The sequence below is a fragment of the Pradoshia sp. Z5_111 genome (genome assembly GCF_058267535.1).
Window position 1 is genome coordinate 177,533 of record NZ_JBZCPQ010000004.1, and the last position, 25,513, is coordinate 203,045.

Below are 25,513 nucleotides of genomic sequence, written 5' to 3' on the forward strand. Positions count from 1 at the left end.
GTGGAACAAAACAACCATTCCACTCTTATCCAATTGTGACCATCACCTTGCCTTTTTTTGGTTTTTCATTGGTAAGACTCCTACTATTAACTCCACCCTTTTGAAATATATCCGGTGAAAGGCTTTTGGTTAAACATATCTGGACTTTTTTATACTGAAAACTGTTTACTATCAGCATAAATCGGTCTTTCAATCCTTCCCCATTTGAGTTAATTTCTTTTAGAAGTTACCTTTAGAATTAAACCACATTATCACATTTGTTTAAGATTCACATAATCTTGTTAGAAATAGTTTCGATCATATATCGTTCACTCTTAATACTTAAGCTTCCTTCTACGGAACGAACACTATATGATTGAGTCACCTGAAGTGTTAAACTTTTTTGTTTCCTCCTTTCTTATTTATATAATACCCATTTTCAAAAGAATAAACCGCTTTCATTTAATTTTTTTTATTTTTTTTGATTGGTGTAATTACTTCATCAGTCTTAAATGTGAGCAGAAAATAAAACAAGGCGGCTTTTCAATGACAAGCCGCCTGTAACATTAACACTAAACAAGATACTTTTCATAACGTACCCTATCTTCCCCATTACTTGTATCTTGTTCACTGGCTGTATACCCATTTCTTTCCCAAAATGATTTGACTCTGTTGTCTTCACTGCTCACATTCAATCTGATTTTCTTTAATCCATGCTTGATAAACTGATCTTCCAATTCAAAGTAAGCTGTTGTACCATAACCAAATCCCTGGTAATCTGCATGAATGATTATCAGATTAATCGTAACGAACTGCTCCACTTTATGCTCCCTAAAAGCAGTTAGTCCAATATACGTATCATCAGCTTTAATCAAAAAATTACCTTGTTTTAGAGACAATGATTCTAATATTTCCTCCCTATTTTGCGATATACCGTACTCCTTAAAATAGGAAGAATTAGAATCCATCATTTCTTTTGCTATATATAAATTCTCTTCTGTTACTTGTTCAAATGTAATCACTATATATCACTCTCATTCTTTTTTAATTCAACCAAATAACGCTGGATTAGATTTGATATTCTTTAAGCTACATCTATCATCATTTCCAACTGATACTTAGCTGGATAAGAAAAATGGCTATCCGCTGGATAGCCATTTACGTCCTATTTATACTTCCATAATAATTGGTAAAATCATTGGGCGTCTTTTTGTTTTATCAAACAAATAATGATTTAAACTATCACGGACTTCCTGTTTCATTCCGGCCCAGTCAAAATGGTCTTTAGAAGTATTTTTAATCACAATCTCACGTACAATATTTGTTGATTGTTCCATTAATGATTCTGATTCTCGAACATACACAAATCCACGTGAAATGATTTCAGGACCTGCTACTATACTCTTATCCGCCCGGCTTAAAGTCACAACAACAATTAGAATACCGTCCTGAGATAGTAATCGTCGGTCACGCAAGACAATATTTCCTACATCACCAACGCCGCTTCCATCTATCAAAACATTCCCAGCAGTTACTTTACCAGCGCTTTCGATTGAGTCATTTGTTATTTCAATAACCTCACCATTTTCCGGTATATGAATTTGATTTTGGTTAAAGCCAATCGATTTCGCAATGCGCATATGGGCAATTAGCATTTTATAATCACCTTGGATAGGAATAAAATACTTTGGTTTCATAAGATTAAGCATCATTTTTAGCTCTTCCTGGCTTCCATGGCCCGATACATGGATTTGGTTTTTACCAGCTACTACCTTTGCACCTGCTCTAAATAACAAATCGATAGTCCTGGACATAAGCAGTTCTCCGCCATGGACAGGGTTAGCTGCCAATAATACCGTATCACCCTGCTTAATATTAACTTGTTTATGACCATGCTTGGCCATTTTTTGCAACGCTTCAAATGGCTCTCCCTGCAATCCAGTAGCAAGGATAATAATTTCACGATCTTCATATTGGTCGATTTCAGTTATCGGAATCAACACATCCTCATGGACATCCAAATAATTAAATTCCAAGGCAATTTCCATTACTTTTTCCATAGATTTGCCGACAACTGCTACTTTTTTATGATTATCAAACGCGGCATTGAACACTTGCTGAAGACCGTTAAGATTAGATGCATAGCATGCTACAATAATTCTGCCTTTTGCATTGTAAAATTCATCAGACATATTTCTTGCAACAAGGGATTCAGAAGGAGTAAATCCAATCCGTTCTGCTCCTGAACTATCTGATAATAGACAGAGAACTCCTGACTCACCGATTGCTGCCATTTTGCCAATTTCCGCTTTGTAAAGTCCTTGGGCAGCCTGATCAAATTTAAAATCCCCCGTATAAACTATTGCACCATCTTTTGTTTCAATACAGATTCCAACAGAATCAGGAATGCTGTGATTCGTTTTGAAAAATGTAATTCTTGCAGAAGAAAAACGCAGGGATGTGTTTGAATCTATTACTTCAAAGTCAACATTTAAATTTTCGTTAATTTCTGCGATTTTGGATTTTGTTAATTCTATGCTCAATCTTGTACCATAAACCGGTGCATCCAATTCCTCAATAATATAAGGTAGTGCACCAATATGATCCTCATGACCATGGGATAGAAAAATTCCCTGAATTCTTTCTTTATTTTCGATAAGGTAAGAGATATCCGGAATGACTACATCAATTCCAAGCATTTCGGTTTCCGGAAACATTAACCCGGCATCAAGTACAAAAATATCTTCGTCTACTTCAACGAGATACATATTTTTTCCGATCTCTCCTGCTCCGCCTAATGCAATTACTTTGATCTTCTGTCTAATTTGTTTAACCAATTTATTGTTCCTCCTGTTATCAACTACTCGTCCATTTTCCAGTTGAATCCATTATAACCGATAGTGTATCGGCATGCCACTGACATCATCTTTTTAGATTTATCTATGAATTCTGACTATCGTTCTTTAAGCTTTTCTTTAGGTTCATAATGTATATATACGCTATTTGTTTCCCATATGTATGACAAACAAGCAGATATCTTCAATGCTAACTAAAACATGATATATAAAAAATGAATATGTATAAAATAGTGCTAAAAAGATAGATAAGCCAATCGCATTGGATTGGCTTATCCTCAGGCAGACTCTAAAAATAGACATACTTTAATTAAGCATTATTTTAATGTATTTAATAGATTTATCAATGTGTTCCGTTCAACTTCATTCATAGGCACAAGAGGCAAACGAACAGACCCAACGCTCATTCCCTTGATTTGCAAGGCAGTTTTTAAAGGCGCTGGGCTTGGTGCCATAAATAACCCCTCAATAACTGGCAGTAATCTCTGATGCATTTGGGCTGCCTCAGCCATTTCACCAGCATAGAAATGTTCTATCATTTTTTGGATGTCACGTCCGATTATATGGGATGCCACCGAAACCACACCTGCCCCTCCAATTGAAAGTACAGGCAGAGTTAAACCATCATCTCCACTGTATAAATCGAAATCATCCGGTGTATTGGCAATAATTTTTGTCATTGCATTTAAATTACCGCTGGCCTCTTTTACAGCAACAATATTCGGAATCTCTGACAGGCGAATAACGGTTTCCGGATGAATATTCGTTGCCGTTCTGCCTGGTATATTATAAATCATGCACGGCAGAGTAGTAGCCTCCGCCACAGATTTAAAATGTTGATAAAGACCCTCTTGATTCGGTTTATTATAATAAGGCGCTACAAGCATAATTGCATCTACACCGGCCGCTTCCGCCTTCTTTGTTAAATGGATGGACGCATACGTATTATTTGAGCCAGTTCCCGCTATCACAGGTATACGTTTGTTTACAATTTTCACGACATATTCAAACAATGCCACTTTTTCTTCTGTAGATAAGGTTGGAGATTCACCAGTAGTTCCTGATACCACCAGTGAATCTGTGCCTGTTTCAATTAAGTAATCTATGAGTTTTGCTGTCTTTCCAAAATCAATATTTCCTTTATTATCAAAAGGTGTAACCATCGCGGTGGACACGCGCCCAAAAAGACCCATATTTCCACTTCCAATCTTCTATTTTTTTATTCCGCAAGTTCTTCCCATTCATACAGATTATCATCCATTAAATGGAGATTAAAGGCATTATGAAGAGCATTTACAGCCTTCACCAAATCTTCTTCTTTAACTAATACCCATATTGTTGTGTGGCTATCTGCAGATTGCAGAATCTGTATGCCTCGTTCTGATAATGGAGTGACAATTTTTGCTGTTACTCCTGGCACTCCAGTAATCCCAGCTCCAACGACAGACACTTTGGCACAGTTTGATTGGATACGAGGTTCATATCCTAATTCACGTAATACCGAAATTGCCTTATTGGCATCGTTGTTGGAGACTGTATACACAGCACCATTTGGATAAATATTAATAAAATCAACGCTTATGCCTGAATTGGCCATTGCAGTAAAGACTTCCGCCTGCAGATCATACTGATCTTCCTTAGCCTTTACTTTTATCTGAGTGATATTGCTTACATGGGCAATACCAGTAACAAGACGTTCCTGTATATCACTGCCTCGACGGTGTTTCGGATGACCTGTAACCAGCGTTCCCTCACCTTCAGCATAGGTTGAACGGATTCGCATCGGCACCTTTGCCTGCATCGCAATTTCAACAGCACGGGGATGAATGACCTTAGCCCCCTGGTAGGCCATATTACATACCTCTGTATAGGTTACTACTGACAGCGGTCTGGCTTGTTCCGCAATACGGGGATCAGCTGTCATAATTCCTTCTACATCCGTAAAAATGTCAACATACTCCGCCTTTAGTGCCGCTCCGAGGGCTGCAGCAGATGTATCACTGCCGCCGCGCCCTATCGTTGTTATATCACCGTTTTCAGCAACACCCTGAAAACCGGTCACAACGATAACGTCTGATTTTTCTAGCTCATCAATCAGTCTATCGGTCTTCATTTCCATTATTTTCGCATTTGTATAGTCATTATTTGTCCTGAAACCGGCCTGTCCGCCAGTTAAAGCAGTCGCACGAATTCCTTTTTCTAAGAGCATATTGGTAAATACAACCGCTGAAATTATCTCTCCACAAGATAATAGCAAGTCCTGCTCTCGTTCACCCAAGTACATTCCTTTTTCATTAACAAGTGAAAGTAAGGAATCCGTTGCATATGGATCACCTTTTCTGCCCATTGCAGATACTACAACTACTATTTTGTACCCTTTATCTATCCCTCTTTTTATATGTTGAAACGCATACTCTCTGCTTTCTGCATCCTTTACAGAGGTACCGCCGAACTTTTGAATGATGATCTTCACTTTTTACACCCCAAAATGAGCCTTCCTACTTTAAAGAAAATAAGAAGGCCAAGATATCTATCATTTCAATAATTATACTAGACCTAATCGAATAAGACTCTCTGCAATTTGAACAGAATTCCAGGCGGCCCCTTTTAATAGGTTATCGGAAACAACCCACATATGGAACCCAGTATCTTCGTCCAAATCTTTCCTTACTCTCCCAACAAAGACTTCATTCTTCCCAACGCAATCTGCAGGCATTGGATAGACTTGATTGGCGGGATCATCCTGAAGGACAATTCCAGGAGCATTTAGTAATAATTCTTTTACTTGCTCAGCACTGACACCATTATTTTCAATTTCAATATACACAGATTCTGAATGGCCTACTGCGATTGGAAGGCGAACACACGTTGCTGCTACCTGCAGTGACGGCAAATGCATAATTTTCTTCGTTTCATTTACCATTTTCATTTCTTCAAATGTATACCCATTCTCACCAAAAACATCAATCTGAGGAATAGCATTAAAAGCTATCTGATAATGTTTTTCCGCACCTTTAACAGGTAATATAGATGGATTAACCGTTTTACCGGCTAAAATATCGCTTGCTTGCGTATTTAATTCCTCAACAGCTGCTGCACCCGCTCCAGAAACAGCCTGATAGGTGGAAACAATAATTTTTTTAAGTCCATAGGCTTTTCTGATTGGTTCAAGCGCTGCAACCATTTGGATTGTCGAACAATTAGGGTTAGCTATGATTCCCTGATGCTTATGAAGATCATCCTCATTCACCTCAGGAACTACAAGCGGAACATTTTCGTCCATACGAAAGGCACTCGTATTATCTACAACGATAGCACCCCTTTTAACAGCCTCAGGAGCTAATGCTTTAGATATACTGCCGCCAGCACTAAACAGGGCAATGTCTACCCCTTCAAAGCTCTCTGGCTTTGCTTCCTGTACTGTTATGGTCTCTCCATTAAATTCGATTTGTTTACCTGCTGAACGAGAAGAGGATAACAGGCTTATCTTCCCAATAGGGAATTTCCTTTTTTGAAGAGTGTCAATCATTTGCTGTCCAACAGCACCAGTAGCCCCGACTACAGCTACGTGTAATTTTTTTTCATTCATGTTTGTTACCCCTTCCTATAAAATTAGGTATTTATTTTCATGTAAACTACTAGAAATAATAAGATATGCTGTCATAGCTATTTATATATTTTTTATAAAAGGAGCAACCTTCTTTTCAGAACAATGAATATATTCTTCTATAAAATATATCATAAGATATCTTTTTTTTAAATCATGCACTTTAATCTCTGTATTTTTCAATGACAATAGGCTGGATTTGTTTTGCCTCTAACGCATATTCCACCGTTTCCACCAGACTTTCCATTCTGGCTACCATAGAGTTTGGTTTTTTTTCAGGATCATCCTGGCCAAATGGAATGAAGTATATATCCTTAGTGCTTAGGAGTCTCATTAAATTTACACCATTTAAACCTAGGGCATCATTTGTCGAGATACCGAGAACAACTGGGCGATGATTCCGAAGTGTGGCTTTTGCAGCCATTAAAACAGGGGAATCATTTTGTGCATTTGCGAATTTACTCATCGAAACACCTGTCAGGGGTGCAATCACCATGCAATCCAACGGATACTTAGGACCCAGGGGCTCTGCATCGACGATGGTATCAATCGCTTTTCGGTTTGTCAGTTTTTCTATTTTAGCTATCCAATCCTCTCCCTTGCCAAATCTGGTGTCGGTATTTTTAACTGTATAACTGACAACAGGGACAACCTCGGCTCCTGCAAGTACCAGCTTTTCAATTTCTGGATATACTTCATCATACGTACAGTGCGATCCTGTTAATCCAAACCCTATTCGCAATCCCTTAACATCCATCATGGTGTCTCCTTTCCATTTCCTAAATCGTCCAGCAGTAATTGCCCCAACACATTTGCTATAATCTGTCCGGCTGTCTTAGGCGCCACTATCCCAGGTAACCCGGGCGCTAATATTGCTTTAACCCCACGTTTTTCTGCATATCTGAAATCTGTTCCTCCCGGTTTCGATGCTAAATCAATAATCAATGTTCGGGACGGCATCCTTGAAATAATTCCTGCGGTAATGATTTTGTGAGGAACTGTATTAATACAAATATCCACATTTTCAACCACAGATTCCAAAGCGGATAAATGGAAAGGAGTTAACCCCATTTCCTCTATTCTGGCTATATGTTCTGATTTACGGGCACCTACAAGGACTTTGGCTCCCAGCCCATGGAAAGCACGCGCCACACTCATTCCCACTCTGCCTAAACCAAGAACGACCACATTTGATCCGTGTATCGTAAAATCTGTATGCTGAATGGCCATCATAATGGTACCTTCTACCGTGGGAATGGAATTATAAATCGCTACATCATCTCGTTCAAATAATTGGACTAGTTTACGGTTTGCCTGTTTCGTTATATTTATTAAATACTCATTGCTTATACCGGAATAGATTGTACAATGTGCCGGTGTCTCCTTTAAAAAAGCTTCCGTCAGGATGACTTGCATATTTGAAAAAATGGTATCCAGCTTACCTTCCATATTTGTGCCAGCAACAGGCAAAATAATCGCATCCAGCTCTTTTACCGGCAAATCTTCCAGTTTTTCCTTTACTGCTCCCGTGTATGCATGTGCTAACTGTTCAAACCCTGTCAAATATACCTTTGCGTCTAACTCCGTTAATTTCCGAATCACTTCAAGCTGTCTGGCATCTCCACCAAGAACGGCAACATTCATTCCTGTGAGCATGGAAGATTTTCACCTTCTTTATTTTTTAAAGATCAATTTATACAACTCATAGTATGAAATGCCGGAACTATCCGTGATAAAAACGAGGTAAACAAAAAAACGCCCTGCGGCGTTTTTTACGGTTCCTTTATTGAATTTCCATCAGGGATATCAATGATGACCATATCCGTACCAATCTTTTTTATTTGACTCCATGGCACACGGACCTCATTACCATTCTTTCTAAAACCAAACCATTTTCCAGATGGAATTAAAAGTGCGGTTATTTGTCCGGTTAACTCATCGATCTCAAGGTCTGTTTGGCCTAGGACCCCTAACCGTTCTGCTTTTTTCACATCCACAATTTCTTTGCCACTTAATTCGCTCAGCTTCATTTGAGGACACCCCTATCACATTCTGCTTAATCTCACTATATGAATGGGTGACATCATTTTAGAAGAAAAAGTTGTTCCAAATAAACAAAAAACAAGCCGGCGCAAGATCCAATGGATGTTCACGCCAGCTCGCCAGAGATTTATTTTTTAATCTAAGTTCCACTTATCTTGCGGACCCAATAAAGCTGCTGCATAGGAGTCTGTAAAGATATCTTCTATACACTCATTTACGCTGTTAAGTGAAACAGCATCAATTAATTCAACTATATCATCAAGAGTTCGATGTCTACCCAATAACAGCTCATTTTTACCGTTACGGCTCATTCGGCTGTTTGTGCTTTCTAAGCTTAGCATCAAACTTCCTTTCAGCTGCTCTTTACAATTATCAAGCTCTTTGGCAGTAATGCCATCATTACGCAATTCAGCAAGAGTTTCCTGTATCGTATCATAAAGCTGATGAACTTGATTTGCCCCTGTTCCACCATAAATAACCACCATACCATTATCCTGATAGGAGGTATGATAGGAATAGACACTGTAAGCAAGCCCTTTTTCTTCTCGAACATTTTGGAATAGACGGCTGCTCATAGAGCCTCCCAGTACATTGTTCAGAGTGATTAAGCTATAAATATTTTCATTGCCTATATCATAACCGTTATACCCAAGACAAAGATGGGCTTGCTCGGTATCTTTTTTTCTGACAATCTTATTGGTATGGAAAGTTGGTTTTTCCAATTCAGGGCGCGCTGTACCGCCTTCATAGCTTCCAAATAAACCTTCAACCTGCTTGATAAAACTCTCATCCACATTTCCTGCAATCGAGATTACCACTTTATCAGGAGTATAGTGATTATAAACATATTGTTTTAATGTCTCTGAATTGATGGTATCAAGAATTTTATCCGTACCTAAAATTGGGTAACCAAGCGGATGTTTTTCGTAAACAGCCTGGCTTAGAATATCATGAACAATATCATCAGGTGTGTCTTCATACATCTTAATCTCTTCGCAAACTACATTTTTTTCTTTTTTCAATTCCTCTTCAGCAAATGTAGAATTAAAGAACATATCACCAAGAACATCCAGTGCATAAGGTGCGTGATCGTCCAATACTTTGGCATAGTAGCACGTATATTCTTTTGAGGTGAAAGCATTTACCTGACCGCCAATCCGATCAAATGATTCAGCTATTTCTTTGGCAGACCTTGTTGTGGTACCTTTAAAAAACATATGCTCCAGGAAATGCGAAATACCATTATTTAAGGAATCTTCATTTCGGGAACCGGTTTTAATCCAAATACCAATCGCCACTGACCGAACAGTAGGGATTGTTTCCAATACGATACGGACCCCATTTTGACATGTATATTTTTTTATCAACAAATGTTCCTCCTATTCATGATGCCCCTCTTTATTACCATACCCAATATGTATACATTTTTATAGCATAGAGAAACTTTCCCGCCAAAATAAAGGCAGGAAAGTCTTCAGGGACTTATACGTTCTTCTTTGAATGCCTCACTGACAGGTACAATTTTATATTCTTTCTCAATGTTCTTGATTAATATATCCATTGATTTTGATGTTGATTCTGTTGGGTGCATAAGAATAAGTGCACCTTTATGTATATGGTCAAGGACCCTTTTTGTTAAAACTTCCGGTGTCGGTTTTTTCCAATCCACTGTATCAACTGTCCATAATATTGTTTCCATTCCAAGACTTGCTGCAACCTTAACTGTACGATCATTAAAACTTCCACTTGGAGGTCCAAACAGCTGAGGAGTATGGCCCGTTACCTCCTGAATGACCCGGTTTGTTTCGCTGATTTCTTTCTCGACAGCCGCAGCTGATAATTGTTGCATATTCGGATGAGTATATGAATGATTCCCTAGTTCATGGCCGGCTGCTGCGATCCGCTTGGCTAGATCCGGATTATTCTTTACCCAGCGTCCTTCCAATACAAATGTAGCATGTATCTTATGTTTCTTTAAAGTATCCAACATTCCTTCGATATACACATTACCCCAGGCTACATTAATAATAAATGATACAACGGGTTTATTTGGATTCGCACGGTATATTGGCGATGGAGACAGGTCTTGTAAATGGACTTCAGGGCTGATTTCTTTAAAAATGAGTTGAGATTCCTGGAATTTACCCTTAGTTTTCATCTTTTTATAAGATTTTTCAATGTCGACCTGAATGCCATTGTATCCAGGTGTTTTCTTCCACACCCTATCAATAACAGCGTCTACAGGCTCTTGATTATACGTTTTAGCGGCTTCTTCAATTTGTTGGTACAATTCATCATTTGTATTTGTAACATAAGCGACCGTTCCATTGGGAATACCTTTTACATATTGATCCATAAATGAGCTTTGCACCAACACCCATGATATAACGCAAATGGTACAAAATGCAAGAAATTGCAACAATTTTTTATCCATCTCTTCTCCTCCTCACACAAAATGTATGAGCGGGTAGGACAGGTTAGAACCGCTAGGCTCCATAATTAGAATTGAACATTATTAAAAGACTAGGAAACCAATGTCTCCTAGCCGACCAAGTTATGTTTATTTCTGTTCTGCTTTTTCTTTTTGTTCTTTTAGAACCGCTTTACGAGAAAGGTTGACTCTTCCTTGTCTGTCTATTTCAGTTACCTTAACAAGGATCTCATCACCAATTTTCACTACATCCTCTACTTTACCAACACGTTCTTCTGCCAGTTCAGAAATGTGGACAAGACCATCTTTTCCTTTGAAGATTTCAACGAAGCAACCAAATTTTTCAATACGTTTAACTGTACCAAGGTAAATTTGACCAACTTCAACTTCGCGTACCAAATCTTCAATAATCGTTTTAGCCTTTTCATTCATTTCCTGATTAGTGGAAGCGATGTAGATTGTACCATCCTGTTCGATATCAATTTTTACACCGGTTTCTTCAATAATTTTATTGATTTGTTTTCCGCTTGGTCCAATAACGTCTCTGATTTTATCAGGTTTAATAGCCATTGTTAAAATCTTAGGCGCATATTGTGAAAGTTCTTCTCTTGGTTGCTCCAATGTGCTTGTTAGGTGATTCAGAATATGATTCCGTCCTTTTTGAGCTTGCATCAATGCTTCCTCTAAGATTTCACGAGTCAAGCCTGCAATTTTTATGTCCATTTGAAGTGCAGTTACACCTTTTGCTGTACCTGCCACTTTAAAGTCCATATCTCCCAAGTGGTCTTCCATTCCTTGAATATCAGAAAGAACTGTATAATGTTCTCCCTTTTTAATGAGACCCATTGCAATTCCTGCTACCGGTGCTTTAATTGGAACACCCGCATCCATTAATGCCAATGTGCTTGCACAAATACTTGCCTGAGACGTAGAGCCATTAGATTCAAGTACTTCTGATACAAGACGAATCGTATATGGAAAATCATTTTCATTTGGAATAACCGGCTCAAGCGCTCTCTCACCTAATGCACCATGTCCGATTTCACGTCTGCCCGGTCCTCTGATAGGTCCAGTTTCACCAACGCTGAAATGTGGGAAATTATAATGATGCATGAAACGTTTAGATTCTTCAAGGCCAAGCCCGTCCAATATCTGAACATCTCCTAATGCACCCAGTGTAGCAATAGAAAGGGCTTGAGTTTGTCCACGAGTAAATAATCCGGAACCATGAGTACGAGGCAATAAGCCAACTTCAGAGGATAAAGGACGAATTTCTTCAGGGCTTCTTCCATCAGGACGGATTTTCTCTTCCGTAATTAAACGGCGGACTTCATCCTTCACCAATTTACTCAAGATTTCATTTACTTGCTTAAGCTTCTCTTCATCAGCTTCTTTTTCTTCAAAGACAGCAATAACTTTTTCTCTTACTGCTTTAATTGCATCTTCACGAGCATGCTTTTCTTGAACTTGCACAGCAGTGTTCATTTCTTCTAAACACATACCTTTAACTTCTTCGATTAATTCTGCATCTAGCTCATAAAGAGTTATTTCACGTTTTTCTTTACCAACTGCAGCCACAATTTCATTTTGGAATGCAATTAGTTTCTTGATTTCATCATGTCCAAACATAATTGCTTCGAGCATGGTTTCCTCAGGCACTTCCTGTGCTCCTGCTTCAACCATGTTGATAGCATCCATTGTTCCTGCAACAGTTAAATGAATATCACTGTTTTCAAGTTGTTCGATCGTTGGGTTAATGACAAACTTACCATCAACACGGCCAACAATAACACCGGCAATCGGTCCTTCAAACGGGATATCAGAAACACAAAGTGCCAATGAGGATCCGAACATAGCTGCCATTTCAGTTGGGCAGTTTTGATCTACACTAAGAACCATACTGACTACTTGTACATCATTACGGAATCCATCTGCGAACAACGGGCGAATTGGACGGTCAATTAGACGACTTGTAAGTACCGCTTTTTCACTTGGTCTTCCCTCACGTTTAATGAATCCTCCAGGGATTTTACCTACTGCGTATAATTTTTCTTCATAGCTTACTGTTAATGGGAAGAAATCTAAATTCTTCGGTTCCTTTGAAGCTACAGCTGTACTTAATACGGCTGAATCGCCATAACGAATCAAAGCAGCACCATTAGCCTGCTTTGCTAATTGGCCGATTTCAACCGTTAATGGACGTCCTGCCCAATCTAAAGAAAATGTGCGTTTTGTTTGCTCCATTTCTTCATTGCTCCTCTCTACTTACAATAATCTTACAAAATTTATCCTGTTTCTCATCATTTTGACAAGATCTGTTGGATTTCAATCAAATTAATATTAGTATACTCCATAGTTGTCGAGTTAAAAAGCGACATTACCCTTTAACTTTCCTCTTTCTCCTCTATGTATAACAAAAAAGCGGGAAAAATCCCGCTTTTTCTGAGTAGTTTATCGACGTAAACCAAGCTTGTTGATTAATTCGCGATAACGAGTAACGTCTTTATTACGCAGGTAAGTAAGTAAGTTACGACGTTTACCTACCATTTTCAAAAGACCGCGACGTGAGTGGTGATCTTTCTTGTGAGTGCGTAAGTGTTCGTTAAGTGTGTTGATTTGTTCAGTAAGGACAGCGATCTGAACTTCTGGAGAACCAGTGTCGCTCTCATGAGTTTTGTACTCATTAATGATCTCATTTTTACGCTCTTGCGTTAATGCCATCCTAATTCACCTCCTAAAATTTTCAAATCCCCTATTCCTGAGCGAACGTTGGTGATGCGCTTAGCCAAGGAAAGGTTCTTTTCATACGATATTAAGAATACTACTTCTCGGTTAAAAAAGCAAGTACTTAATTCACTCCAAAATATTCTATTGCGAATTGTTTATCCTTTTCAAGCTGAGTAACCAAATGTTCCACAGAACTGAATTTCTGTTCACTCCGTATGCGTTTATGCCACTCAACTACGACTCTCTCTTGATAGATATCAGCCTCAAAATCTAATAGATGTACTTCTATAGTGGGAATCTCTTCTTTTTCCGTATGAAAAGTAGGTTTATAGCCTACATTACATATACCATTATACCAATTACCGCGTACTTTCATACGTACGCAATAAACTCCGGTACCAGGAAGATAATAATCGGGGTCCACTTCTATATTGGCAGTAGGAAACCCTAATAACCTCCCGCGTTTCTCTCCATCTACAATACATCCTTTAACAGTGAAATACCTGCTTAATAATTGATTAATTGTTTCAGTATGGCCGTTAATTAATTCCTCTCGAATACGAGTTGAACTAATTTTTTCCTCTCCAAGATCCTGCTTTGACACGGTTGTTACATCAAACATACCCTTTGCATGATGCGGAAGAGTTTCCATAGTTCCTTTTCCGTATTGTCCATATGAATAATCAAAGCCGGCAACCACATGCTGAATATGCAATGAAATCAAATAATCATCCACAAATTTTTGTGGTGAAAGACTTGAAAAATCAGGTGTGAATTGGACAATAAAAAGATAATCCAACCCCATGTTCTTCATTAATTCAATTTTATCCTGCAATGGTGTTAAGAGCCTCACGTGCTTTATATGTTTATTCAAAATGACAGATGGGTGAGGATCAAATGTCATCACCGCTGTGGCCAGCCCTTTTTCTTCACCAATTTGTTTTACCGTTTCAATAACCTTTTGATGGCCAATATGAACGCCATCAAAATAACCAAGAGCTACTGCTATTGGCGGAAAGTCCCCCCGCTTATAGTCATGGGGATGTGCAATATTGATTATTTTCATCTCTATTCCCCTCTAATTTCAATCTCCATCCATATCATACTATATAAATGGAATAACTTTAACCGGTTTACACAATCCTTTTTTCTCTGGATGATGCTGATAAATTGCCATTAGTTCTTCCTGATCATTAAAAATAGCAAAAGGACTCTCCGTATTTTCGGCAGATAGGTTGTCAGAGGTTAGTACAGCACCATTACGGACTTTTTCTGCAATTTCACTGGAAACTTTAATAATTGGCAGATTTGGAACCCCTTCTTCTATAGGCTTCAGTACGTCGCTTACAGTGCCCTTCTCCGCAAGTAAAGCCAGCTCTTCAAGTGTAATTGCCTCTTGAAGGGTGAAAGCCGCTGAACGTGACCTGATGAGCTTAGACATATGGGCTGGATAGCCTAATTGGTCTCCGATCATACAGGAGAGCGTTCTGATATACGTTCCTTTCCCACATGAGACACGAAAAGAAAACGAAATCGATTCACCCTCAAAGAGTTCTCTATCGTCTAAAAGCTCGATTTCATAAATATTCACCTTACGCGAGGGGATGTCTACCTTTTCTCCCTTCAATGCGTACTCATACAGCCGCTTTCCATTTACTTTAACAGCTGAGTAGATTGGAGGTGTTTGAACAATCGTTCCTGTGAGTGAGTTCAAAATCTCGATAATTTCAGCACGCTTGATCGGCTTCTCAATTATCTTCTTATCCACTAATTCGCCCGAAGCATCTTCTGTAGTTGTGGACCAGCCAATAGTTACTTCACCTATGTATTCTTTACCAGCATCCGTTATGTACTCCGCAACCCTGGTTGCTTTTCCTAGACATATAGGCAGTACACCTGTGACATCCGGATCCAACGTTCCTGTATGTCCGACTTTTTTCATCCTCAGTATTTTTCTGACTTTCATAATACAGTCATGAGAAGTAAATCCTGCCGGTTTATTGAGAATCAGGATTCCATTTAACTCTTCCATCACTATCACCCTGTTCTCCTAAATTTTTATATAAAAAGGGGATAGACATAACGTCTATCCTAGTCCTTATTCATTGGGTTCTTTATTTTCCTGATGAATTTGATGCAATAGATTTTCAATTCTGTTTCCATAGTCAATCGACTCATCAAATTCAAAAATAATTTCCGGAGTTTTTCGCAATCGAATACGCTGGCCCAGCTCAGAACGAATAAATCCAGTTGCTTTAGCAAGACCTTTAAGTGTATCTTCTCTTTTTTCGGCATCGCCGAGAACAGATATATAGACTTTGGCTTGCTGAAGATCACCAGAAACTTCGACATCTGTGACAGTCACAAATCCAACTCGTGGATCTTTGATTTTTCTGCCAAGTATTTCACTGAGTTCTTTTTTCATTTGCTCTCCCACACGGGTAGCTCTAAGGCTCATATTTTTCACCTCTTTTAAAGCCATTCTATATTTGTCGCAATTCTCTCCAATTCAGGAAAAGAATCGAGGTAGGATAATGCTTTTTGCAATTCCCTTTCAGAACTGGTTCTGGACGATGAGACAACCACGATTGTGATAACCGTGCGTTGCCACATGTCCTGATAGTCAACCTCTGCAACAGAAACATTAAATTTTTGTTTTAATCGCGTCATAACGCGCTGCAGAACCGCTCTTTTTTCCTTTAAGGATTGAGCATTAGGAATCAAACATTCACATTCTGCCGCAGCAATCATGCTCTTTTAATTTCTTCCATTACATATGCTTCAATAACATCGCCTTCTTTAATATCATTAAAGTTTTTGATCGTTATTCCACATTCATAGCCTTGAGCTACTTCTTTCACGTCATCTTTGAAGCGTTTAAGTGTATCCAGTTCACCTTCAAAGATTACGATGCCTTCACGGATCAGACGGATTCCACTGTTACGTGTAATCTTACCATCTGTTACATAGCTTCCGGCAATTGTTCCAACTTTGGAAATTTTAATCGTTTGACGAACTTCAGCCTGACCGATGACTTTCTCCTCATACTCAGGATCAAGCATCCCTTTCATCGCTGCTTCGATTTCTTCAATTGCTTTATAAATAATTCTGTGCAGACGTACATCTACTTTTTCAGCTTCAGCAGCACGTTTAGCATTTACATCCGGACGCACGTTGAAACCAATTACAATCGCATTAGAGGCAGTTGCTAAAATAATATCGGATTCAGTAATAGCACCAACACCCGCGTGAATAATTTTAACTTTTACGCCTTCAACCTCAATTTTTTGCAAGGAAGCAGCTACCGCTTCAACAGAACCTTGAACATCACCTTTTACAATGATATTAATTTCTTTTACTTCCCCTTGTTTTAATTGATCAAACAGGTTTTCAAGTGTTACACGGGAGCTTTCATTACGTGAAGCTAAGATATGTTTTTGAGCACGAGCTTCCCCAACCTGACGTGCTGTTTTTTCATCTTCAAATACAACGAAGCGATCGCCTGCCTGAGGCACCTCGTTTAATCCGGTAATTTCAATCGGAGTGGATGGACCCGCTTCTTTAACACGGCGGCCTAAATCATTTACCATCGCACGTACTTTACCGAAAGTATCTCCAACAACAATTGGATCTCCTATGCGCAATGTTCCGTTTTGGACAAGTAAAGTAGCGACAGATCCACGTCCTTTATCCAATTCTGCTTCAATAACAGTACCAATTGCTTTACGTTTAGGATTTGCCTTATATTCATTTACTTCACTTACAAGTAAAATCATTTCAAGCAATGTCTCAATGCCTTCCCCTTTTTTCGCAGACATTGGTACAAAAATAGTATCCCCGCCCCACTCTTCTGGTACTAGGCCATTTTCAACCAATTCCTGTTTTACGCGATCAGGGTTAGCTCCTTCTTTATCCATCTTGTTAACTGCTACAATAATTGGTACCTCTGCAGCTTTAGCATGGTTAATCGCTTCAACTGTTTGTGGCATTACTCCATCGTCAGCAGCTACAACGATAATCGTAATATCCGTTACTTGAGCACCACGCGCACGCATCGTTGTGAAGGCGGCATGTCCCGGTGTATCAAGGAACGTGATTTTCTTACCATCAACCTCAACTTGATAAGCTCCGATATGCTGCGTAATTCCGCCTGCTTCGCCTTCAGTAACTTTTGTATTTCTGATTGCATCCAACAATGTTGTTTTACCATGGTCAACGTGACCCATAATCGTAACTACTGCTGGTCTTTCCACTGTATTTTCATCTGGATTTTCATCATCCGCAATGACAGCTTCAAGATCTGTTACATCAATTTTAATAATTTCTTCTACTTCTACGCCATAATCAGCACAAATAAGTTCAATTGCATCTTTATCTAATTCTGCATTAATGTTTGCCATGACTCCAAGCATAAATAGTTTTTTGATGATTTCACTTGGTTCACGATAAATCTTTTTACTTAACTCCTGCACAGACAGAGATTCGGTGAATGTAATTTTCTCCGGTAATTCTCTTTCTTTTCTAGGTGTTGGTTGATATGTTGACTTACTTTGATGACGTTGGTTATTTTTTTTATTTCGATTATTTCTGAAGTTACCTCTTTTTTGATTATCTTGCACGCTTTTTTTCCCTTCATTACCCTTAGATGCCGGTTTATTCTTTGTATTTTGATTAGTTCCCTGGTTATTCCTCGTTGCTGTTACACCAGGATTAGGTCTTGTAGAACTTTGAGATTGCCTTGAAGCTTGCTGGCCACCTCTTTGCTGGTTATTATTTGGTTGCTGTTTTTGTTGTTGCCCGTTTATATTTCCTCGGTTTTGGTTCTGGTTCTGATTTTGACTAGTTCTAGTTTGGTTAGTATTTTGAGGTTTTTCGGTGTTTATCTTTTCCGATTTAGGATTAAACAGTTTTTCTAATTTTTCTACTGCCTGATCCTCTAGAGCCGTCATATGATTATTGACGTCAATCCCCATATCTTTAAGTTTATTAATTACCACTTTACTAGAAACATTGTTCTTCTTCGCATATTCATATACACGTACTTTACCCATTCCTTCACCCCCGAATTAGTTAATCGAGCAAGGAGATTAATTTCTTTGCAAATCCATCATCCAGTACAGCGACTACCACTCTTGAATCCTTGCCTATTGCTTGACCAAGCACGGTTCGGTTTTCAACTCGGCAAATCGGTACTTTGTAAAAATGACATTTGTCGGTGATTTTCTTTTCCGTATTTAAAGAAGCATCCTTTGATAATAAAACTATTTTCGCTCGACGAGAGCGTATTTCTTTTATAACCAATTCTTCCCCGGAAATAACTTTTCTCGCTCGATATGCGAGTCCCAATAGGGACATCCATTGTTTTTGCATCATGGTCGTGACTTGTTCTCCTTAGCAGCCAGCTTTAAAAGTTCTTCGTATATAGAAGAATCTACATCTGCCTCCAGATGATTAGATAGGCTATTCTTCTTTTTGGCAGCGTTAATGGCTTCCTCAGATAGGCTTAAATAGGCCCCGCGGCCAGATTTCTTGCCGGTCGGATCTATAGAAACCTCTCCTTCCTTGGAGCGAACAATCCGGATCATTTCTTTTTTTGGTTTCATTTCACCGGTGCCGATACATTTTCTCAGCGGTACTTTCTTTCGGTTGTTCACCATTTTCACCTCACCAATAGGATCATTCTTCTGTTTCATCATCAAGTCCGAATGTAAAACCTTTAAATTCGAGCTCGTCTTCATCACTTTCTTCAGTCAGGCGATTAACAGGATAGATTCCCGCTTCACGCGCATCTGTTTCACTCTTAATATCTATCTTCCATCCAGTAAGCTTTGCAGCAAGGCGAGCATTTTGCCCACGTTTACCAATTGCCAGGGAAAGTTGATAGTCAGGTACAATAACTGTTGTTGCTTTCTCTTCTTCATTCACAATGACTTCAAGTACTTTTGAAGGACTTAAAGCATTAGCTACGAAAACAACAGGGTCATCTGACCATTTTACGATATCAATTTTTTCACCTTTTAGTTCGTTAACAATCGCTTGAACACGTTGGCCTTTAGGACCTACACAAGCACCTACCGGATCCACCTCATGATTATCGGTATGAACTGATATTTTAGAGCGGTCTCCTGCTTCACGGGCAACAGATTTAATTTCAACTGTGCCGTCAAAAATCTCAGGCACTTCAAGCTCAAATAATCTCTTTAAAAGGCCTGGATGCGTACGTGAAACGAAAATTTGTGGACCTTTTGAGGTTTTTTCCACTTTAGTTAAGTATACTTTGTAACGTTCATGCGGTTGGTAGGATTCATTCGGCATCTGCTCACTAGCTGGCAGCAATGCTTCTGTTTTACCGAGAGCTACATATATATATTTAGAATCACGGCGTTGGACAATACCAGTCATAATGTCTTCTTCACGGTCAATAAACTCATTGTATACGATGCCTCTTTCAGCTTCACGAACCCGTTGAGTTACAACTTGCTTAGCTGTTTGAGCTGCGATACGACCAAAGTTTTTTGGCGTAACTTCAAGCTCTAGAACATCTTCTACTTCATAGTTTGGATTGATGCTTTTTGCTTCTTCCAAAGAGATCTCAAGGCGGGAATCAAAAACTTCATCAACAATTTCTTTACGAGCAAATACACGCATGGATCCATTCACCAAATTAAAATCCACACGGACATTTTGAGCCTGGTTAAAATTTCTCTTATAGGCTGATACAAGAGCGGCTTCAATCGCCTCAACGAGCACATCCCTTGAAATTCCTTTTTCCTTTTCTAAAATGGTCAGTGCATCGAGTAATTCATTACTCATTTTACTAATCCCCTCCTTACAATCTTAAACCCTTATGAAAAACTTATCGCTAATCTTGCCTTGGCAATCTTATCATAAGGAATAGTTATTTCCTTTTTACGTGTTTTAATTTTAATTTCGATTATAACGGTGTCACCATTAAAATCTTTTAAGATACCTTCAAACTCTTTTTCGTTATCAATCGGTTCATATGTTTTAATATGTACATTTTTACCGACTGCCTTCATAAAATCGCTATCTTTTTTTAATGGGCGTTCAGCACCCGGAGAAGAAACCTCCAGGAAATAATTATTGGAAATTGGATCTTTTTCATCGAGCTTTTCGCTCAATCTTTCAGAAACAATACCGCATTCTTCAATGTCCACACCGTTTTCCTTATCGATATACACTCTAAGAAACCAGTTTCTGCCCTCTTTTACATACTCTACTTCAACGAGCTCGAGGTTTAATTCTTCGAGGATCGGGGCAGCCATTTCCTCGACAATCTCAGTGACTTTCTTGCTCATGCTTTCACTCCTTTACGTCTATGTAAACGACTGAATATCATCCTAATACAAACGAAAGAGTGGGTTTCCCCACTCTTTAGCACATACGTATCAGCAGTAATTCTTACTTGAATATAACATAAAGAGTTGGTTTTTGCAAACAAGCGATTCTGTATCAGAATAAAGAAAGTTGGTTTTGATCAGGCATATCGCCCAAGCAACCGTGATTATCCAAGTATTCTAATATAGTTTTGGAAACTTTACCTCTTTGCTGCAAATCTTCTTTAGATAAAAATTCGCCGTTTTCTCTAGCTTTTACAATATTGAAAGCTGCATTCGTTCCAAGTCCTGGGATTGCATTGAACGGTGGAATTAAAGTATTTCCATCAATAATAAATTCATTTGCACTGGATCGATATAAATCAACTTTTTGGAAGCTGTATCCACGCTCACACATTTCAAGCGCTATTTCGAGAACGGTCATCAAGTTTTTCTCTTTAGTAGAGGCTTCAAGACCCTTTTGATTGATTTCATCAATGCGGGAACGAATCATTTCTGATCCTTTCACCATCGCATCAAGATCAAAATCATCTGCACGAACCGTAAAATAAGCTGCATAATACAAGAGTGCATGATGCACTTTAAAATAAGCAATTCGGACAGCCATTAATACATATGCTGCCGCATGGGCTTTCGGGAACATATATTTAATCTTTTTACATGAGCCAATATACCATCCAGGTACATTGTTCTTTAGCATTTCTTCTTCCATATCCTCGGAGAGTCCTTTCCCCTTACGGACAGACTCCATAATTTTGAAGGCAAGTGATGGATCTAGGCCCTGATAAATTAAATACACCATAATATCATCACGGCAGCCAATTACCTGGCTTAGATTACAGATATTATCCTGAATCAATTCCTGGGCATTTCCAAGCCACACATCCGTACCATGTGAGAGTCCGGATATTTGAACAAGCTCTGCGAAAGTGTTTGGCTTAGTATCCTCAAGCATTTGCCTTACAAAACGAGTACCAAATTCCGGTACACCCAGTGTGCCTGTTTTACAATTGATTTGTTCTGCAGTAACACCAAGCACTTCCGGTGTACTGAAAATCTTCATCACTTCAGGATCATCTGTAGGAATCGTTTTTGGGTCAATTCCGCTTAAATCCTGCAGCATCCGGATTACGGTTGGATCATCATGACCCAGAATATCAAGCTTCAAAATATTATCATGGATGGAATGGAAGTCGAAGTGAGTCGTTTTCCATTCAGAGTCACTCGCATCAGCCGGGAACTGGATAGGCGAGAAATCATAAATATCCATATAATCAGGAACTACAATAATTCCGCCCGGATGCTGTCCGGTTGTACGCTTAACACCGGTACATCCGCTTACTAAACGATCTGTTTCTGCTGAACGGAAATGAAGATTGTTTTCCTGAGCATATCCTCTAACATATCCATATGCCGTTTTTTCAGCTACCGTACCAATCGTTCCTGCTCGATATACATAATCTTCACCAAACAGAACTTTTGTGTAATTATGAGCCTGCGGCTGATATTCACCTGAGAAGTTTAAGTCGATATCTGGAACTTTGTCCCCCTTGAAGCCAAGGAATGTTTCAAACGGAATATCATGTCCGTCTTTCACATAGCTTACTGCACAGTCCGGACAATCCTTATCAGGGAGGTCAAAACCTGATCCGACAGATCCATCATTAAAGAACTCAGATTTCTTGCACTTAGGACATACATAATGAGGAGGTAATGGATTTACTTCCGTTATTTCAGTCATCGTTGCCACAAAGGACGAACCGACGGAACCACGGGACCCAACCAAGTATCCATCATCAAGTGACTTCTTAACTAACTTATGCGAAATTAAATAAATAACCGCAAATCCATGTCCAATGATACTCTTCAGTTCTTTTTCAAGACGAGCTTCCACAATCTCCGGCAAATTTTCACCGTAAATCATCCGTGCTCTTGTATAGCTCATTTCCCGGATATCCTCTTCGGCACCCTCTATTTTTGGTGTATATAAATCATCTTTAATCGGTTTGATTTCATCAATTAAATCGGCAATTTTATTTGTGTTTGTTACAACAATTTCTTTTGCTTTTTCTTGCCCAAGGAACGAGAAGCAATTCATCATCTCATCTGTTGTACGGAAATGTACATCGGGTAAGCTGTGGCGATTCAGAGGGTTTGCTCCCCCCTGTGAGTTGATCAATATTTTTCGATAGATTTTATCATTCGGATTCAGGTAATGAACATTGCCTGTCGCCACGACTGGTTTGTTTAATTTCTCTCCCAGCTTTACAATATTGGCGATTATCGATTCAAGAGCCTTATCGCTTTGAACCAGTTCCATTTCAATGAGAGGAGCGTAAACTTCTTTTGGATGCACTTCAAGATAATCATAGAATTCAGCGACATCCTCTGCCTCTTCAAATGATTTTTGCATCATATTTTCAAATACTTCGCCGCGATCACAGCCGGAACCAACCAAAATCCCTTCACGATATTGCATTAGGACGGATCTTGGAATCCTTGGGACACGGTAAAAATAATCAATATGAGCAATGGAAACAAGCTTAAATAAATTCTTTAAGCCTTCCTGTGTTTGCGCGAGCAAGGTACAATGATATGGACGCGCTCTCTGGAATGCCTTTCCTTTTCCCATATTGTCATTTAATTGATTATGATTCTTAATACCTTTTTCATCGGCATCCTTTAACATTTTCATTAACAGATGACCAGTTGTTTCAGCATCATAAATCGCACGGTGATGCTGAACAAGCTCAACATCAAATTTTTTCGCCAAATTGTTCAGGCGATGATTTTTCATATCCGGATAGAGGAAACGAGCCAGCTCCAATGTATCTATGACCGGGTTGGTAGCTTTACCAAACCCAAGCTTTTTATAACCCATATTCAAGAAGCCCATATCAAAGCTCGCGTTATGCGCAACAAAAATTGCATCCTCAGACCAATCCCTGAACTTCGTCAAAACTTCATCGACTTCAGGAGCATTCTCTACAAGGTCATCGGTAATCCCTGTCAAATTAATGGTTGTCGATGATAATTTATGATGCGGATTAGCAAAAGACTCAAAGCGGTCTATAATCTCACCATTCTTCATCTTAACTGCCGCAAGCTCAATAATGGTGTCATATATGGCAGAAAGCCCCGTTGTTTCCACGTCAAATACAACATATGTGCTTTCTTCCAAATTTAAATCTGCTGTATTGTAAGCAATCGGCACACCATCATCCACTAAATTTACTTCTACGCCATATAACACTTTAATATTATTTTTCTTTCCGGCAGCGTATGCCTCAGGGAATGACTGTGCGACCGCATGATCTGTTATAGCAATCGCTTTATGTCCCCACTTAGCTGCCTGGGACACTAATGTAGAGACAGGTGTAACAGCGTCCATTTGGCTCATTGGTGTATGCAAATGTAATTCAACACGCTTTTCATCTTCAGGCGCTGTATCCTTACGATTTTTACCTGCTATTTCATTAATATCATTTGCAATCATTACTAAGTCACGGACGAATGTATCATTTTGTACACTTCCCTGTACACGTACCCACATACCTTTTTTCACACGTGCCAATTGGCTTGCATCTTCTCTGTCGCGTGAAAACATTTTAACAAGAATGCTATTTGTATAATCCGTAATTTTAAAGGTTAATAAGGTACGTCCGCTCTTTAACTCTCTTGTTTCAGCATCAAAGACATATCCTTCAACCGCAATTCGGCGTTCTTCTTCAACAATCTCATCGAGTGTCTTAAAGTCAGCATCTGGCTTGATTTTGTACCCAATCACCAATGGGCCTTCAGGTACTCCGCCATCATCTTTAGCCTCCGCAGCCCTCTTCATATCCTGAACTGCCTGCAGAGCTTTTTCTTCATCCTCTATTTGCTTTTGCTTTTTGAATGTCTCCATTGCCTCACTATATGCATCCTTATCCACAATGGCATCAAGCTGCAATGGCGGAAAACCAAAACGCTGATAAACTTCCGAAATTAAGCCGGTATATTTCCGTTTAAGCTGGCCAGCCTCTGCATCGTTACGAGCAGTTACAATCAGCTTATTTCCTTCCACTTTTGGAGCTTGTCCATGCAATAACCCGAGGATCGCCGGAGAAATTCCATCAATTTCGCTAATACAGTTTTTCCAGTAATCCATAATCAGTTCATTCGTGATGATTGGATTCCTGACCTCAATCGAATAACCGACAGTCGCGATTGGAGAAAAGACCTGCATTAATTGTGTCGTGAATCTGGTCCAAATACTGCAAGGAATTATATGTTCAAATTTGAAAAAGAAATGCCATTTGCGGGCAACTTTTTCAATGACTACTTTATCGATTTCCGCATTGGAAAAATGCACAACAACCGCATCTTCCGTCAGCTGAAGTTGCTGGAGCAACGTTCTGAATTTATCTTGTTTAATACGAGAATTCTCTTCCATTTCTATCTCTCCCAAACGTCATTCTCCTTTTCCGTCTTGTAATTATAACACAACTCTTTTTTATTCAAATCCCTTCTT

Annotated in this window: 22 protein-coding genes; all 22 read right to left on the reverse strand. The window is 39.0% G+C overall.

All coding sequences use genetic code 11. The annotated features are described in order from the left end of the window. Positions 1-551 precede the first annotated feature (551 nt). The 22 genes from AC4D4A_RS10365 to AC4D4A_RS10470 all read right to left on the reverse strand — a co-directional run bounded on the left by AC4D4A_RS10365 (position 552) and on the right by AC4D4A_RS10470 (position 25,435). A complete protein-coding gene (locus AC4D4A_RS10365) occupies positions 552-1,001 on the reverse strand; it encodes a GNAT family N-acetyltransferase (RefSeq protein ID WP_490995838.1) in 450 nt (149 codons plus the stop codon). Between the two features lie 147 nt (positions 1,002-1,148). Beyond that, a complete protein-coding gene (locus tag AC4D4A_RS10370; RefSeq protein WP_490995839.1) occupies positions 1,149-2,816 on the reverse strand; it encodes a ribonuclease J in 1,668 nt (555 codons plus the stop codon). 335 nt (positions 2,817-3,151) lie between these two features. Continuing rightward, entirely contained in the window at positions 3,152-4,027 is an 876-nt protein-coding gene (gene dapA, locus AC4D4A_RS10375) for a 4-hydroxy-tetrahydrodipicolinate synthase (protein ID WP_490995840.1), read from the reverse strand. A gap of 26 nt (positions 4,028-4,053) precedes the next feature. Beyond that, the gene (dapG, locus tag AC4D4A_RS10380) at positions 4,054-5,307 is read right to left on the reverse strand and encodes an aspartate kinase (protein WP_490995841.1); all 1,254 of its coding nucleotides are present in this window, start codon (positions 5,305-5,307) and stop codon (positions 4,054-4,056) included. Positions 5,308-5,379: 72 nt separating this feature from the next. After that, positions 5,380-6,423, reverse strand: coding sequence for an aspartate-semialdehyde dehydrogenase (gene asd, locus AC4D4A_RS10385; protein WP_490995842.1), 1,044 nt, complete (start codon positions 6,421-6,423; stop codon positions 5,380-5,382). A 181-nt stretch (positions 6,424-6,604) separates the two neighbouring features. Beyond that, entirely contained in the window at positions 6,605-7,198 is a 594-nt protein-coding gene (locus AC4D4A_RS10390; protein ID WP_490995843.1) for a dipicolinate synthase subunit B, read from the reverse strand. Next, positions 7,198-8,097, reverse strand: coding sequence for a dipicolinic acid synthetase subunit A (gene dpaA, locus AC4D4A_RS10395; protein WP_490995844.1), 900 nt, complete (start codon positions 8,095-8,097; stop codon positions 7,198-7,200). The genes AC4D4A_RS10390 and dpaA overlap by 1 nt, the downstream gene beginning before the upstream one ends. Before the next feature lie 116 nt (positions 8,098-8,213). Continuing rightward, positions 8,214-8,471: a YlmC/YmxH family sporulation protein gene (locus AC4D4A_RS10400; RefSeq protein ID WP_490995845.1), complete on the reverse strand. Its 258-nt coding sequence runs from the start codon at positions 8,469-8,471 to the stop codon at positions 8,214-8,216. A 147-nt stretch (positions 8,472-8,618) separates the two neighbouring features. Further along, positions 8,619-9,851: a M16 family metallopeptidase gene (locus tag AC4D4A_RS10405; protein ID WP_490995846.1), complete on the reverse strand. Its 1,233-nt coding sequence runs from the start codon at positions 9,849-9,851 to the stop codon at positions 8,619-8,621. Between the two features lie 107 nt (positions 9,852-9,958). After that, positions 9,959-10,918: a polysaccharide deacetylase family protein gene (locus tag AC4D4A_RS10410; RefSeq protein ID WP_490995847.1), complete on the reverse strand. Its 960-nt coding sequence runs from the start codon at positions 10,916-10,918 to the stop codon at positions 9,959-9,961. A gap of 126 nt (positions 10,919-11,044) precedes the next feature. Continuing rightward, the gene (pnp, locus tag AC4D4A_RS10415) at positions 11,045-13,159 is read right to left on the reverse strand and encodes a polyribonucleotide nucleotidyltransferase (RefSeq protein ID WP_490995848.1); all 2,115 of its coding nucleotides are present in this window, start codon (positions 13,157-13,159) and stop codon (positions 11,045-11,047) included. A gap of 207 nt (positions 13,160-13,366) precedes the next feature. Beyond that, positions 13,367-13,636, reverse strand: a complete 270-nt coding sequence (gene rpsO / locus AC4D4A_RS10420; protein WP_066100335.1) for a 30S ribosomal protein S15 — start codon at positions 13,634-13,636, stop codon at positions 13,367-13,369. Between the two features lie 127 nt (positions 13,637-13,763). Further along, on the reverse strand, positions 13,764-14,708 hold the full coding sequence (gene ribF, locus AC4D4A_RS10425) for a bifunctional riboflavin kinase/FAD synthetase (RefSeq protein ID WP_490995849.1): 945 nt from the start codon (positions 14,706-14,708) through the stop codon (positions 13,764-13,766). 39 nt (positions 14,709-14,747) lie between these two features. Continuing rightward, positions 14,748-15,674 carry a tRNA pseudouridine(55) synthase TruB gene (gene truB, locus AC4D4A_RS10430; RefSeq protein WP_490996022.1) on the reverse strand — a complete coding sequence of 309 codons (927 nt, stop codon included), beginning with the start codon at positions 15,672-15,674 and terminating at the stop codon, positions 14,748-14,750. 66 nt (positions 15,675-15,740) lie between these two features. Next, the gene (gene rbfA / locus AC4D4A_RS10435) at positions 15,741-16,100 is read right to left on the reverse strand and encodes a 30S ribosome-binding factor RbfA (RefSeq protein WP_490558275.1); all 360 of its coding nucleotides are present in this window, start codon (positions 16,098-16,100) and stop codon (positions 15,741-15,743) included. A 14-nt stretch (positions 16,101-16,114) separates the two neighbouring features. Continuing rightward, positions 16,115-16,393, reverse strand: a complete 279-nt coding sequence (locus AC4D4A_RS10440; RefSeq protein WP_490995850.1) for a DUF503 domain-containing protein — start codon at positions 16,391-16,393, stop codon at positions 16,115-16,117. Continuing rightward, the gene (gene infB, locus AC4D4A_RS10445) at positions 16,390-18,693 is read right to left on the reverse strand and encodes a translation initiation factor IF-2 (RefSeq protein WP_490995851.1); all 2,304 of its coding nucleotides are present in this window, start codon (positions 18,691-18,693) and stop codon (positions 16,390-16,392) included. Before infB ends, AC4D4A_RS10440 begins: the two co-directional genes overlap by 4 nt. 19 nt (positions 18,694-18,712) lie before the next feature. Further along, positions 18,713-19,015 (reverse strand): YlxQ family RNA-binding protein, encoded by a 303-nt coding sequence (locus AC4D4A_RS10450; RefSeq protein WP_139891224.1) that lies wholly within the window; start codon positions 19,013-19,015, stop codon positions 18,713-18,715. Beyond that, positions 19,012-19,299 carry an RNase P modulator RnpM gene (gene rnpM, locus AC4D4A_RS10455; protein ID WP_066102270.1) on the reverse strand — a complete coding sequence of 96 codons (288 nt, stop codon included), beginning with the start codon at positions 19,297-19,299 and terminating at the stop codon, positions 19,012-19,014. The genes AC4D4A_RS10450 and rnpM overlap by 4 nt, the downstream gene beginning before the upstream one ends. 19 nt (positions 19,300-19,318) lie before the next feature. Further along, the gene (nusA, locus tag AC4D4A_RS10460; protein ID WP_490995852.1) at positions 19,319-20,455 is read right to left on the reverse strand and encodes a transcription termination factor NusA; all 1,137 of its coding nucleotides are present in this window, start codon (positions 20,453-20,455) and stop codon (positions 19,319-19,321) included. Positions 20,456-20,487: 32 nt separating this feature from the next. Continuing rightward, entirely contained in the window at positions 20,488-20,961 is a 474-nt protein-coding gene (gene rimP / locus AC4D4A_RS10465; protein ID WP_490995853.1) for a ribosome maturation factor RimP, read from the reverse strand. A 154-nt stretch (positions 20,962-21,115) separates the two neighbouring features. Then, the gene (locus AC4D4A_RS10470; protein ID WP_490996023.1) at positions 21,116-25,435 is read right to left on the reverse strand and encodes a PolC-type DNA polymerase III; all 4,320 of its coding nucleotides are present in this window, start codon (positions 25,433-25,435) and stop codon (positions 21,116-21,118) included. Between the last annotated feature and the right edge of the window lie 78 nt (positions 25,436-25,513).

Coding starts and splice junctions, on each gene's coding strand:
- AC4D4A_RS10470 (WP_490996023.1), bottom strand. CDS start 25,435: ATGGAAGAGAATTCTCGTATTAAACAAGATAAATTCAGAACGTTGCTC.
- AC4D4A_RS10390 (WP_490995843.1), bottom strand. CDS start 7,198: ATGGATGTTAAGGGATTGCGAATAGGGTTTGGATTAACAGGATCGCAC.
- rpsO (WP_066100335.1), bottom strand. CDS start 13,636: ATGGCATTAACGCAAGAGCGTAAAAATGAGATCATTAATGAGTACAAA.
- dpaA (WP_490995844.1), bottom strand. CDS start 8,097: ATGCTCACAGGAATGAATGTTGCCGTTCTTGGTGGAGATGCCAGACAG.
- pnp (WP_490995848.1), bottom strand. CDS start 13,159: ATGGAGCAAACAAAACGCACATTTTCTTTAGATTGGGCAGGACGTCCA.
- rimP (WP_490995853.1), bottom strand. CDS start 20,961: ATGAGCAAGAAAGTCACTGAGATTGTCGAGGAAATGGCTGCCCCGATC.
- infB (WP_490995851.1), bottom strand. CDS start 18,693: ATGGGTAAAGTACGTGTATATGAATATGCGAAGAAGAACAATGTTTCT.
- AC4D4A_RS10450 (WP_139891224.1), bottom strand. CDS start 19,015: ATGATGCAAAAACAATGGATGTCCCTATTGGGACTCGCATATCGAGCG.
- ribF (WP_490995849.1), bottom strand. CDS start 14,708: ATGAAAATAATCAATATTGCACATCCCCATGACTATAAGCGGGGGGAC.
- rbfA (WP_490558275.1), bottom strand. CDS start 16,100: ATGAGCCTTAGAGCTACCCGTGTGGGAGAGCAAATGAAAAAAGAACTC.
- rnpM (WP_066102270.1), bottom strand. CDS start 19,299: ATGGTGAACAACCGAAAGAAAGTACCGCTGAGAAAATGTATCGGCACC.
- asd (WP_490995842.1), bottom strand. CDS start 6,423: ATGAATGAAAAAAAATTACACGTAGCTGTAGTCGGGGCTACTGGTGCT.
- AC4D4A_RS10440 (WP_490995850.1), bottom strand. CDS start 16,393: ATGATTGCTGCGGCAGAATGTGAATGTTTGATTCCTAATGCTCAATCC.
- nusA (WP_490995852.1), bottom strand. CDS start 20,455: ATGAGTAATGAATTACTCGATGCACTGACCATTTTAGAAAAGGAAAAA.
- AC4D4A_RS10400 (WP_490995845.1), bottom strand. CDS start 8,471: ATGAAGCTGAGCGAATTAAGTGGCAAAGAAATTGTGGATGTGAAAAAA.
- AC4D4A_RS10410 (WP_490995847.1), bottom strand. CDS start 10,918: ATGGATAAAAAATTGTTGCAATTTCTTGCATTTTGTACCATTTGCGTT.
- dapA (WP_490995840.1), bottom strand. CDS start 4,027: ATGGGTCTTTTTGGGCGCGTGTCCACCGCGATGGTTACACCTTTTGAT.
- truB (WP_490996022.1), bottom strand. CDS start 15,674: ATGGAAGAGTTAAATGGAATCCTGATTCTCAATAAACCGGCAGGATTT.